The organism is Stanieria cyanosphaera PCC 7437, assembly GCF_000317575.1.
GTDB lineage: Bacteria > Cyanobacteriota > Cyanobacteriia > Cyanobacteriales > Xenococcaceae > Stanieria > Stanieria cyanosphaera.
Genome location: NC_019748.1, coordinates 851441 through 863967 on the forward strand (window position 1 = coordinate 851441; position 12527 = coordinate 863967).

Sequence of the window (12527 nt, forward strand, 5' to 3'; positions counted from 1 at the left end):
AAACGAAATTTAGAGCGAGCCGATGGGTTTATTTGAAGATTTTAATCAGTTTCTTGAAGATCGTCTAGATGAGTTTTTAGCTAATAATCCTCATTTAGAATTGCAAGCAATTGAAGAACAACTAAGGGAACAGCAGCAAGATACACAAAGACTAATTGCCGAATTACAACTAAAAGAAAAAGAACTTCAAGATGAGATTTTAAATTTGGCTCAAGATATTCAAACTTGGCATGGTAGAGTCAGTAAAGCTCAAGCAGCAGGAAGACAAGATTTGGCTGAAGCTGCTCAAGAAAGAGAAGCTGCTTTATTACGCCAAGGTAATCAAGTTTGGGGGCAAATGGAGGGAGTCAAACAAAGAATCGTTCAAGCTAAGGAATTGCTCAAACAAATACAACAGCGACGACAAGAAGTTACGGCTAAATACGCTGAAGTCAAAACAAGTTCTAGTTCTGGAAGTAGCAATAATGGTTATACTGTCGGTTGGAACCAAGGAGTTAATTCCACTCATTATAGTAGAGCAGCCGATCCTTTAGACGCCCAGTTTCAAAAATGGGAATTAGATGAAGAAATCGAGCGTATGAAACGAAATTTGGGTAAATAAATTCTAATTTATCCACTTATAGCCCAAAATTTAAAATTTTTGACTTTTGTCATCTAATCTGGTTTTGCGGGTTGAACTTGCTGTTGGGGAAGATAAGTCACAGCAGTTAGTTCAGTCTCTGAAATTTGGTTTGGCTCAGTTTCAATTAACGTAGCTGTTTGAGATAGCGTATTGAAAGGTACTTCTGCTTGAGAACGAAATAAAGCAAAAATACCCTTCTCATAATTAGATGCGATCGCAAGAAAAGCACCGCCCAACAAATAAATTGGTAACGGTAAAATAAAATTTTTTGCCCACAGCAAAAATTCTGCTACTACAAATAAAAGGGCAACGCTAACTAACCATACTTTCATCGTGACAAAAATCCATTTGGTCTGGCTGGACTAATTGTATGTTAATCCAAACAAAATCGCGAGAGCTAAATAATCTAATCTTTGAAACTAGATGTATCTCTCGCGAACTAACTTTTAATTAATGCCTAAATTTTTGATTTTCAAAAGTCTATGAAGAAACTTGAGCAGGTTGCTTAGTAGTAGTAGAAGTTAATTTTTCGTAAGTTTCACGCATTTTCAAACCTACTAAAACTTGGAACAAACCAGTACCATTATTAGAACCAGGATAATCTCTATGTTTGAGCAATAATTCAGTCATTTCGCCGTAATGCTGAGTTCCTGTTTTACTCAAATGGCTTTCAATGTAAATCATCTCTTCAAGATTATCAAATTGACCATCTACTTCTAAAATGGACACTTCATTGCCGTAGAAACTATCTGGTCCATAATACATTTTGATACCAGGGTAGGCACAAGTTAACTTACGACCACAAGGTCTCCAATCAATCGTTGAACCTTCATCAAACAAATAAGCAGGTTCAAAGTTTTTCACACCCTCTTTTTGAATTAAACGTACTCGTAAAAGGTCGCTATCTTCTAATAATTGAGTTGGTAAAACTTGAATTACTACATCAGCAAATTCTCGTTGGGGTTCGATATAGGCAGAAAAGTCAGGCTTTCTGGCATTAATTGAAGCGATCACATCATCATAGCTATGACCTCTTTCCGCCATATCCCGTTGGATTTTCCACTGGATTTTTACTTCGTCACTAATATCTAGATAAACACTGAAATCTAATAAAGAACGAACTCTCTCATCAAACAAAGGATGAAGCCCTTCAATCACAATCACTTTGTTGGGTTCAATTCTTTCAGGAGGATCGATCATCCCAGTTTCATGATTGTAAATTGGTTTATCGATCGCATTTCCTTCTTTGAGAGCTTTGATCTGCTCATACATTAAATCAAAGTTATTCGCTTTAGGATCTAAAGCAGTAACTCCTGCTTTTTTTCTGCCTTGACGGTCTAAGCTATGATAGTCATCTAAGCAGATAACCGTCATAAATTCTTCGCCAAATAAATCTGTTAAACGACGTAAAAATGTTGATTTACCACAACCGGAGTCTCCTGCTACTCCAATAAGCACCACGCGGTCTAGATCAGTGGTCATAGCTTCCCTCTTTTTATAAAACTGATTTAACCCATATATAGTATTAAACAAGCCCAAGGTGAAGTCTAGATTTAAATTGGTAATCTCAATGTGTCACTTTCATATTTATAAGTATTGATATTAATGACACTTATATTGTTAATTACACCAATTTATTTTTTAATTAGACTTAATCCTGAGCTAATAATTGAGTATTTAATACTAACTACTAACATTGACCAATCTTACCAGAAGGCATATTCCTCTACAAGAGAGAAGCAGGCAATTTATTTGAGGATTTTTTTGGCAAAGTTTTTTCCCCGAGAATTTATATATGCTTAAAAAAAGCCAAAAATGATGCAGAGCTAACAGTTTTACAATAACTATCTCGCTATCGTTAGATCAGAAACTGGTCTAACTTCTAACAAACCCAAGCCTCCTGCCAAATTCAGTTGTGAGAGCCTCCCAATGATAGGCTAATAATGCAACCTAAATAAAATATCTGCTGACAGCATTAATTCTAGAAATAGACAAAATGCTTCTTAGCGTAGTTTTATTGAGGTAATTTTTAATATAATCAATCTGAGCATGGGGAGGAAATTATAGAAATAATGCACAATAGCGCAGCAACAGCTTCCAATAACAACACACAATATCAAAATCGTTTATTTGTGTATGAGGTGAAAGGTCTTTCACAAAATGGTAATACTAATAGCCTTAACTACCCGATTCGTCGGAGTGGTAGCGTTTTTATTACCGTACCTTATCATCGCATGAATCAAGAAATGCGCCGCATTACTCGCTTGGGCGGACAAATCGTCAGTATTAAACCTCTTAATGACGATGTTGTTTCAGAAGTTAATGGTACCAGTCAACACCGTGATTTTGTAAGCCGAGGAAACCTCGGCACATCTCACGGTCAATCGAATCAACCAAAGCAGCAACCACAAGCGCAAAGTAAATCGATGACCCAAACAAAAGCCAAAAAAGCAGATGTACCTGTTAACATCTACCGTCCCAAAAATCCTTATATCGGTAAATGTACTGAAATTTACGATCTAGTCGAAGAAGGTGGAATCGGTACTTGTCGTCACATGACTTTTGATCTTTCTGGTGGCGATTTGTACTATGTGGAAGGTCAAAGTATTGGCATTATTCCTCCAGGAACAGATGATAAAGGTAACTCTCACAAACTGAGACTTTATTCAATTGCCTCTACTCGTCATGGAGACGCAATGGATGATAAAACCGTTTCTCTCTGCGTTCGTAAATTAGAATATCAGCATCCAGAAACTGGAGAATTAGTTGAAGGAGTTTGTTCTACTTATCTTTGTAATCTTAAACCAGGCGACGATGTAGCTATTACTGGGCCTGTAGGCAAAGAAATGCTTTTACCAGATGACGAAGATGCCAACATTATTATGATGGCAACTGGTACTGGTATTGCACCTTTCCGCGCTTATCTATGGCGGATGTTTAAAGAAGGTGACCTCAACCCAGACTATAACTTTAAAGGTTTAGCTTGGTTATTCTTCGGTATTCCTACTAGTCCTAATATTCTCTATAAAGAAGATTTAGAAAAACTGGAAAAAGATTATCCTGATAACTTCCGTTTGACTTACGCTATTAGCCGTGAACAGAAAAATTCTGAAGGCGGTAGAATGTATATTCAACATAGAATTGCAGAATATGCTGACCAACTTTGGGAGTTAATGCAAAATCCTAAAACACATACCTATATTTGTGGACTCAAAGGTATGGAAGGTGGCATTGATGAAGCACTGACTGGTGCTGCTGCTAAACACGGTGTTAATTGGGATGAATACCGTAAGCAGATGAAAAAAGAGCATCGTTGGCACGTAGAAACTTACTAAAAATTCTTAAACTAATAATCGGCGCGTCTACCAAACCAAATGTAGGCGCGTTTTACTTTTCTCCGCAAGAAGTTCCTCAGATGTGCAGACAGAATGAATTGTGGGTAGAGTTTAAGAAATAGATACAAAAATTCTCATAGAATAATATTAAAATACTTTGAAGGCGTTCGATTGTCTCTAGTTGACTATTTAAATTGATTAAATTGCTATTAATATTCGCTTGACTTAATACTACTCCTCTGATGTCCTTAAATTTTTTTACTATTGAAATATTCTACAAATAATCGATAAGGTCTTACTAAAGAATACAAAAACGCTAAAGATTTGGGTAGTTTTAAATAATTCCATTCTTTTGCAGTGGGGGTTGTTAACATAGTAAGAAAATAAACAAGTTGAGTTGAGATATTACTTTTAAGACTACTAATAAAAATATATTTATTTAATTCTTCTGGGGGTCTTTCAAAAATAGATCTGTAAGACTGTTGAGCTAGCCACTGAACTCTTAAATTTTTTTCAAGCGAAGCTATAATAGATTTTGGAATATTAGCTTGTAGCAAATCATAAGCCAACCAAAGACCAAGCTCTAGTATTTTTTCACAATCAATTTTTTGAGCTTGTGCTTCCACTTTTTGCCAATCAATCTCTGGATTATTATTAATTAATTCAGCGACATCGCACACCCATTTTAATTCAGACCAACAATGTTTTGAGCCATGAAAGCATAAGTACAGCAGTAAATCTTCTAATGAAAATTGAGCGACTTTAGCTCCACCAAGAGAAGTTAACTGAGAATTATTTATTAAATATTCGAGATCGAGTTTGAAGAAATCATTAAGTCTTTTTTCAGTAATAGACCATTGAAGGTCTATAGCAATTTGTTTTTGAGAGTGGATAAAATCATATTTTCGTTGAATTTCTTTTGACTCTAAAAAATTTTTATATTGTAAATAAGGTTTCTGCTCTATTTCTGCAATGGGACTAGGTAGTTCATAACCTAAAGAAGTTAGAAGATTTATTATTTTTGGAACATCTCGTTCTCGAACTAATAAATCTAAATCGCAAAACTGTCTTAAAGTTAAATTTTTGTAGGCATAATTAGCGAGAGTAGGTCCTTTAAAAGGAATTGCTTGAATGTTATTATTTTTAAATATATCTAATATTTTTAGCAATTCCGCAGTCAAAAGTAAATTACGCCTAACATGAGCTTGAAAATACTGCTCTAAAGAAGAAAATATATTGCTAGGTATAGCTTGAGGACAAAGTTTATTGAGGTTATAAAATAATAAAGGTATTAAGCCGTGTCTTTCGCCTATTTCTAATAGCAATTCCCAATTTAAATCTTGATTGACTAAATTTTTTATTTTAACTTTAGTTTGTTCATCTACTTGACTGCGAGCGCAACATAAAAGCAGTTCGATTTCTGGTTGATTTACTATTAAAGGTGAATTAATATCTTTTTTAGTTAAAGTTGTTGTCATAATTTTGATTAACGATAATTCTGTGCTTGAGTTTCAAATAAATAAGCGTATTTTCCTTGTTGTTTGATTAACTCGCTGTGAGTACCACTCTCGACAATTGAACCTTGCTCCATGACATAAATTCGATCTGCCATTCGGACTGTAGATAGACGATGAGTAATTAGAATTGCAGCTTGGTCTTTAATTAATTCACGGAATCTACTAAATACTTCATATTCCGCTTTTGGATCCATTGCGCTAGTAGGTTCGTCTAAAACAATTACTTGAGAGTCTCTCAAAAATGCCCTAGCTAAAGCTACTTTTTGCCATTGACCGATACTTAATTCTTCTCCTTGAGCAAATAATTTGCCTAAAATAGTATCGTATTTTTGAGGTAGTCTTTGAATAACATCATCTGCGCCAGAACGACAAGCAGCAGACCTGATTTGATGATCGCCTGGTAAAATATCAATATTACCAAGGCGAATATTTTCTGCTGCCGTAAAATGATATTTAGCATAATCTTGAAATATTACGCCGATTTGTTTACGCAGATCGGCTATTTTAAAATCGCGAAGATCGACACCATCGATTGTAATATTCCCTGATGTAGGATCGTATAACCGACATAATAATTTAATTAGGGTAGTTTTACCTGAACCATTTTCCCCTACTAAAGCGATCGTTTCTCCAGGTTTAATCGTGAGATTAATATTTTTTAATGCCTGACGTGCAGAATCAGTATATTGAAAACTGACATTATCAAAAATAATGCCTTTTGTGATTGGTTGAGGCAGTAGTTTTGGATATTCAGGTTCAACAATTTTGGGTTTTAAATCTAAGAATTCATACAAATTTGCTAGAAATAAGTTATCTTCATAAAGTCCTGACAGACTGGTTAACAGAGCTTTAAGATTCTGTTGACCTCTTTGCAGCGCTTGATAATAAAGTACTAAATCTCCTAAAAGTAATATTCCCTGAATAGTTTGGTAAATAATAAAAGCAAAAACACCAAAAACAAAAATCCCAGCAGTAGCTTGAGCTAAAAAATAAGCAATTGAACGTTTAGTTGCGATACTCAATCTTTCTTGATAAAGTTTATTTCTAATCTTTAAATATTCTTTACTAAACCAAGAACCTAAGTCAAATAAACGAATTTCTTTAGCATATTGATCTGCTGTAATCATCCAACCTAAATACATTGATTGTCGCTCTAATTGAGTACGTCTGCGTTGCCAATAATACATAACGCGAGAATATTTCATCCGCACTAAAACAGCAGGAATAGCAGCGACTAAAAGAATTCCAATAATTCCCCAGTGTAGAGAGAGTAATAATCCTATCATTGCCACTAAAGAAATTCCATTCTGACCAGCTTCAGCTAAACGATTGAGAATCTGGGGCGGTCGATAAGGTGCTTCTTGCTGCGCTCTTTGTAGAGCATCGTGATACTTGGCGTTTTCATAGTATTCTAAATCTGCTTCAATTGATTTAGCATGGATAATTCCCTGCATATAATCAGTCACTTTCTGTGAATGAGCCGTATTGACTAATTCGGTTAGAGACTGACACAAACTGATAATAATGGTGACTATGCCAGCGATAATTAACAACGGTAAAATTTGATCAAAAGCTGCGCTAGGATTAGCTGCTCGTAAATTGCTAGTTACTGTATCGATAATTAATTTAGCAAGATAAATGGCAGCTAAAGGTAATATACCTTGGATTGAGACTAAAATGATTCGTGCGATCGTCCAACCAGGGCTACTTTGCCAAACCAAACCTAGTGCAGGTATAAAGCGTGTAGCTTGTTTAATTTTACTTTTGATTATTTTTCCCGCTTTCATTATTGATCACTTTGTTTAGGTAGGTGTGTAGCTTAAAATTTCTCCTGAATTATTAATCGGCTCGCCGTAATCTTGTCCTAAACCAAAATAAAATTTTCCATTTAAATATTCAAAAGAACGAGCTTTGTTACTACTTTTAAAACTCAAGACTTTTTGCCATCCTCTTTTGTTACTAAGATTGCTAGTTTTATATATATAAATTATAAAGCGATCGCAAAAGATTTTTCTATTAGCTAAAACATATAATTCGTTATTAATAACTAAAATATCTTCCCCTATAGCATGGTGAGGTAAATGGACTACTTCAGGAGTTTTTCCCATACCTTTTTTTAGATACATTCCCAAAGAATTCATGTAATTTTCTTCGTATTTTTGCTTATTACTGCTATTAGAATAAGAACGTACAGAATAAATTAAACTATGATTAAATTCTACTGGATGCCAAATTCGATAAATAGTTTCAAATCCATATTTACCCTTGTTTTCTTTGATCTGTTTTTGAGGTATAAACTCACTATTATCTAATTGGGGAGCTAAAATAAAACTTTTTTCTTGAAGTTCATATACAGCAATAGTACCTGGTGAGTTCCAAGCATCTTTTAACATCGAAGTAGGAGCATAAATTTTATTTTGATAGGAAAAAACTGAAAAAAACCAATTATAATCAGCTAAAACTACATTATTTATAGAGGGAGAATTATTTACTCCTGCTCCTTGAAAAGAAGCACCATTATCTGTAGTAATTGCCGTTCCAGGAGCATCTTGATTTATATTATTAGGATTACGATTATTACCAACTAACAGTAAATCACCACTTTTAGTTTCGATTAAATCGCGAACGTGTGCTAACTTCACAGCATTAGAAGCATATTTAGTCCATTGTCCATCGCTTGCTTTACAATAAAATTTATTGGCATCATTACCTCGCGGATCTGCTGCTGGTATATAAAGCTGATTATCAAACACTTTATAATGTTCGATCGCTTCTTCGTTAACTGTATATTCTTTTATAAAACTTTGAGTTGCAGGATTATATGCCCAGACATTTATCGGTCCTGCATTATTAACAGTACTTCCACCAGCAATATATATTTTGCCGTCAAAAACTTGCAAATCCCAAACGTTAAGAGCGCGGTCTACCTTACCATCATTTAATGATGGATTTCCCAATCTAACTACGGCATGATGATTATAATGTTCTCGGCTTAAAGTTTCGCAGGTTAAAATTAGTATTGTGAGCGAAAACAGCAATACAGATAATAAGATTTTTTGTCTGTACTTCTGCCTTATCATTTACTTATTTTTGTCCTTTAGAGCTAATATTACTAACTAGCCATTGTTAAAAAAGGTTCTTGATTGAGATCTGCTTCTACTAAACGTGCTACTTCAGGAAGTAAATCTAGCGATCGCGGTCTTTCTAAGCTGCAAATTTTTACTTTGTTGACGAGACTTGCGCTTTGGCAAAAATGTTGAGCAACATTATTAAGCTGAGAAAACTTATCTCCTAAAGTCATAGCAATATAAGAATTACCGATTAACTCTTTGATTGCTTCTTGAGGATTTAACTGTTTAATACCCAGATTAGAACCTATCTGTAAAATATAGATGCGGTGCAAGGATAAAGGTTTTGAGAAAAAACCGTCAAATGTAGGACGAGCGCGTTTTTCAACCAAAGGATGTATTTTGCTAAAGCTTTCAGGAGTATCTCCTAAAGCCGATTTAACAGAATCAGGCCATAATTTGATCTGAGGAAACCCAGGAAGTAAGATGGGATTGCCACTATTATCAAAAGAGACCGCAGCAACATCATCTACCATCATTTGATGTCCCCGTCCATATAAAGTGGCTGCCATTGTCGATTTGCCTTGTCCTTTGACACCCAAAAATAAACAAGCGCGATCGCCAATTTTAACTCCGCTAGCATGAAGAATTAAGTAGTTACGTTGATGAAGAATCATTCCTAATAAAGGACCTAAAATAGGCTGACGGATTATATAGTCTTCTTCTAGGTTGGGGATAGGATCAACAACAATTTTTCTTCCCCCTTTGACTAAAAACTTACCGCCGTATTTCCAGTAAAAATAAGCTGATTCACCCTCTATGTGCCAATAACGAGGTGTTTCAGCGCATTGTGGCGGTTGCCAATCAATTGATTGGCAATCGATTGTAATTTCAGTTGGAGCAGTTTTGGAAATTGGTAATTCTGGTAAAGGCATTGCCGATTGAATACCCAAACCATATGCCATGTATTTATACATCAATACTTTTGATTATTTTGACTAGTAGTAAATTTAGATATATCTAAATATTTATTAAATAAGAACTATACTTAGAAATACTAAGTATGGAGTTAACAGGGAGGGATAACTAGACTTTAGAAACCTAGTTATCTTGGCTAAAACACTAGCTGTCTTTTAGTCGCGATTTAACCCAAAGATACTAACGTTACTAAAAATATTTGTTTATATATTTTTGAGCCATCCCTGTTAATTTACTAACTTACTTGAGCTTAAAACTAAACTAGGAAATAGTAAGTTCAGTCAGAGGAGTACCTGCTTCAAAACTAGCATCTAGCTTTGTTCCTACTTTAGTTTTTTGAGTTAAAGTTTCAACGTTACCGTGAACGGATAGTTGAGGTTGAGTGTATGCTTTTTTGCTCATGATTTTTTGCGTTTTTTAGTTAGTTGTGTTTAGTTTACAGCTTGCTAATATTTACCTAAATCAATAACAGTATTTGGGTAATTACCAGGTTCGCTGTGCTGGAAGACAAAATACAGTAATTACATTGTCTTGTCTCCCAGGACAAAGAACTTGTTTGGTTAATGATTTTTCATTAGCCTATTTGCTGTAAAGATTCTTTTTGCTCTATGGTTGAAAAATTACCATTGTTATCAGCCACGAAATTAAGCCACAAACCCAAAGAAGTAGCTCTCCAAATGAACCGAATATCTTTAAGGTCGGGTTTAGATTTTTCCGATGAAACCTGATCATCATAGATACTTTGTAAAATCTCAGTATTGATATAGTTACTTAAGATTTGATAATTGTGAAAAATTAGTTGCTTCAAAGTTCGTTTTTCTTGATTTAGCAAACCATAAACTAGATTGGGTGTAAAATCCATTTTGCTAGTACGCCACTGAACTTCTGATGGCAAAATATTTTCCATAGCACGGCGCATTATTATACGACTCCAGCCTTGAGATAGTTTTTGTTCTGGAGGCAGGGAAAAACAAAACTCAACTAAGCGTTTATCCCAAAAGGGATAACGCAGTTCAAGGGAAAAAGCAGCAGCAGCCTTATCAAATATTTCTAAACCAAAAGCATGAATCCCTTGAGTAAGAATTCGGTAATGTTCAGCTTGACAAGTTTGATTAGAACTATTTTCAATTTCTTCCAGTTTTTGCTCTCGCTGTTTTAGATCGATGCGCCTAACAAAATCTAGATTAAAACTACTATAAATCGACTGTGGCAAATCTTTCTGGATACTGAATGTTTTTCTTAATTTCCCCTTAATTTTTCGCCAAAGTTTTATTGGCTTACTTCGACTCAGAGTGTAGGTATAAAAGTAATTCCAAAATCCTTGCCAGGCTGATTCATTGTATACTTTGGCTACTCCTCGAATCTCTTGCCATAATCTTAACCAATATCCCTCCTTAGCTAATTCGTGCAAATATCCAGAACCGTGGCATACTGTGCTATCTCCATCGTAACCGTCAAGAATTATATTTACTCCCTTATCGCGAGCTAGTTCGCAAATCCCCCAAGTCATCATGGCAAATCCAGGGGCAAAAAAAGCTTCGTCTTCATGTTCAAAAATTTTATTGATATCAGTCAAAGGGGTGCGAAGATCTGCATTGAGATAATGAGGTTGATAATTACCTTTTTTTAAAACTGTATTAATGTACTGGCGTTCGTCACATTCCTTAATGCGATCAAAAATAGCTGAAAAAGTAGGTAGTTGTTGTTCTTCTGGTAATAATTTTCTCGCTACGCAAGTAATTGAAGAAGAATCGAGTCCTCCACTGAGCATCGAACCGACATTTGAGCAACTGCGAAGACGACATCTTACTGCTTCGGTAAATATCTCTAAAAACTTAGCAGCATATTCTTCATTTGAATCAAAACGAGTCTCTTTAGTAACATCGAGACTCCAATAAGAATTTATATTGATTCCTTCAGAAGTAACAGTCATAAAACTGGCAGGAGGAAGTCTAAATATATTTTGATATGAAGTTATGGCGAGATCGTCAAAATTACCGATTAAATAATCTCCGATCCTTTCTTCATTAATTACCTGTGGTATTTCTGATAAACAAAAAATTGCTTTAATTTCACTAGCAAATACAAAAATAGAATCTGAGGAATGGTAATACAGTGGTTTTATGCCAAAATGATCTCTAGCACAGAAAAGTTGCTGTTTTTGTTTATCCCAGATGGCAAAAGCAAAATCACCAATCAATTTTTCTGGACATTGTTCACCCCAGGTTTGATAAGCAGCTAAAATAAGACCGCTATCGGTAATTTTTTCTTTCGGTAAATGATTTAATTCTAAAGCTGAAATTAGTTCATCTCGATTATCAATGCGAGCATCGGCAGTAATTACTAAATTATTTTTTTCTAGAGGCAAACTTTCCAATAAAGATTCTGGAGTAGTCCAAAGCATCCGATGAATAAAACCGACATTATCTTCAGACCAAATATTTGCTCCATCTGAGCCTCGGTGTGCCAGTATGTCAAGCATTTTTGTTAAATGGTTTCGCTCTACTGGCTTTTTATCTATATAAAAGATACCCGCGATCGCGCTCATAGTAAAATATATCTATAGCTTGACTTAAAATTTATCGATAATAATCTTGGAATAATTTAAGTAGAAATAGCTGTTTTTTCCTATTTAGCTATCTCGATGATTCCTGCTTCAAGCATTTCCTGTAATAGATTTTTGACATCAATAGCTCCTTGCTCTGGAGTTACGTCATATTCTGCTAAAACTAAGTCGATAATTTCTGACTCGGTTTTAGGTTCTTGTAACCATTGCCAAATTTGATTACCAGTTTCATTCAAACCAAAATATACTCCTGATTTGAGGTCTAAAATTACGGCTTCAGAGCCTACCTCTGAATGGAGTTGCTCGGAAGAAACTTGATAACTCACTAAAACTTGTTGCAGCATATTTTTTGTTCTTTAAATTATCGAATGAGTATATTAATTTAGGTAAACTCTATTTTTTTTTCGTAGAGTTAAATTTAGAACTTACAGTAACTGAAGA

At 34.8% G+C, this 12527-nt stretch carries 11 protein-coding genes; 2 read left to right on the forward strand and 9 right to left on the reverse strand.

The genetic code is table 11. The annotated features are described in order from the left end of the window. Positions 1-22: 22 nt before the first annotated feature. Positions 23-601, forward strand: a complete 579-nt coding sequence (locus tag STA7437_RS03680) for a TIGR04376 family protein (RefSeq protein ID WP_015192027.1) — start codon at positions 23-25, stop codon at positions 599-601. 53 nt (positions 602-654) lie between these two features. Here the strand turns inward: STA7437_RS03680 and STA7437_RS03685 are convergent, their stop codons facing one another. Both STA7437_RS03685 and STA7437_RS03690 read right to left on the reverse strand, forming a co-directional pair. Continuing rightward, positions 655-954, reverse strand: coding sequence for a hypothetical protein (locus STA7437_RS03685; protein WP_015192028.1), 300 nt, complete (start codon positions 952-954; stop codon positions 655-657). Between the two features lie 148 nt (positions 955-1102). Beyond that, the gene (locus tag STA7437_RS03690) at positions 1103-2104 is read right to left on the reverse strand and encodes a phosphoribulokinase (protein WP_015192029.1); all 1002 of its coding nucleotides are present in this window, start codon (positions 2102-2104) and stop codon (positions 1103-1105) included. Between the two features lie 590 nt (positions 2105-2694). Between STA7437_RS03690 and petH the strand changes: the two genes are divergently transcribed. Then, the gene (petH, locus tag STA7437_RS03695) at positions 2695-3957 is read left to right on the forward strand and encodes a ferredoxin--NADP reductase (RefSeq protein WP_015192030.1); all 1263 of its coding nucleotides are present in this window, start codon (positions 2695-2697) and stop codon (positions 3955-3957) included. A 248-nt stretch (positions 3958-4205) separates the two neighbouring features. Here the strand turns inward: petH and STA7437_RS03700 are convergent, their stop codons facing one another. From STA7437_RS03700 to STA7437_RS03725, 7 genes are all read right to left on the reverse strand, one after another. After that, positions 4206-5435, reverse strand: a complete 1230-nt coding sequence (locus tag STA7437_RS03700; protein WP_015192031.1) for a nucleotidyltransferase domain-containing protein — start codon at positions 5433-5435, stop codon at positions 4206-4208. A gap of 8 nt (positions 5436-5443) precedes the next feature. Further along, complete coding sequence (locus STA7437_RS03705) at positions 5444-7261, reverse strand: ABC transporter ATP-binding protein (RefSeq protein WP_015192032.1); 1818 nt, start codon at positions 7259-7261, stop codon at positions 5444-5446. 15 nt (positions 7262-7276) lie between these two features. Then, the gene (locus tag STA7437_RS03710; RefSeq protein WP_015192033.1) at positions 7277-8554 is read right to left on the reverse strand and encodes a Kelch repeat-containing protein; all 1278 of its coding nucleotides are present in this window, start codon (positions 8552-8554) and stop codon (positions 7277-7279) included. A 32-nt stretch (positions 8555-8586) separates the two neighbouring features. Then, a complete protein-coding gene (locus tag STA7437_RS03715; RefSeq protein WP_015192034.1) occupies positions 8587-9519 on the reverse strand; it encodes an Hpr(Ser) kinase/phosphatase in 933 nt (310 codons plus the stop codon). Positions 9520-9781: 262 nt separating this feature from the next. Beyond that, a complete protein-coding gene (locus tag STA7437_RS26090; protein WP_015192035.1) occupies positions 9782-9922 on the reverse strand; it encodes a hypothetical protein in 141 nt (46 codons plus the stop codon). 172 nt (positions 9923-10094) lie between these two features. Next, complete coding sequence (locus tag STA7437_RS03720) at positions 10095-12068, reverse strand: lasso peptide isopeptide bond-forming cyclase (protein ID WP_015192036.1); 1974 nt, start codon at positions 12066-12068, stop codon at positions 10095-10097. An 80-nt stretch (positions 12069-12148) separates the two neighbouring features. After that, positions 12149-12430 carry a PqqD family protein gene (locus STA7437_RS03725; RefSeq protein ID WP_015192037.1) on the reverse strand — a complete coding sequence of 94 codons (282 nt, stop codon included), beginning with the start codon at positions 12428-12430 and terminating at the stop codon, positions 12149-12151. Between the last annotated feature and the right edge of the window lie 97 nt (positions 12431-12527).

Coding starts and splice junctions, on each gene's coding strand:
- STA7437_RS03680 (WP_015192027.1), top strand. CDS start 23: ATGGGTTTATTTGAAGATTTTAATCAGTTTCTTGAAGATCGTCTAGAT.
- STA7437_RS03685 (WP_015192028.1), bottom strand. CDS start 954: ATGAAAGTATGGTTAGTTAGCGTTGCCCTTTTATTTGTAGTAGCAGAA.
- STA7437_RS03690 (WP_015192029.1), bottom strand. CDS start 2,104: ATGACCACTGATCTAGACCGCGTGGTGCTTATTGGAGTAGCAGGAGAC.
- petH (WP_015192030.1), top strand. CDS start 2,695: ATGCACAATAGCGCAGCAACAGCTTCCAATAACAACACACAATATCAA.
- STA7437_RS03700 (WP_015192031.1), bottom strand. CDS start 5,435: ATGACAACAACTTTAACTAAAAAAGATATTAATTCACCTTTAATAGTA.
- STA7437_RS03705 (WP_015192032.1), bottom strand. CDS start 7,261: ATGAAAGCGGGAAAAATAATCAAAAGTAAAATTAAACAAGCTACACGC.
- STA7437_RS03710 (WP_015192033.1), bottom strand. CDS start 8,554: ATGATAAGGCAGAAGTACAGACAAAAAATCTTATTATCTGTATTGCTG.
- STA7437_RS03715 (WP_015192034.1), bottom strand. CDS start 9,519: ATGTATAAATACATGGCATATGGTTTGGGTATTCAATCGGCAATGCCT.
- STA7437_RS26090 (WP_015192035.1), bottom strand. CDS start 9,922: ATGAGCAAAAAAGCATACACTCAACCTCAACTATCCGTTCACGGTAAC.
- STA7437_RS03720 (WP_015192036.1), bottom strand. CDS start 12,068: ATGAGCGCGATCGCGGGTATCTTTTATATAGATAAAAAGCCAGTAGAG.
- STA7437_RS03725 (WP_015192037.1), bottom strand. CDS start 12,430: ATGCTGCAACAAGTTTTAGTGAGTTATCAAGTTTCTTCCGAGCAACTC.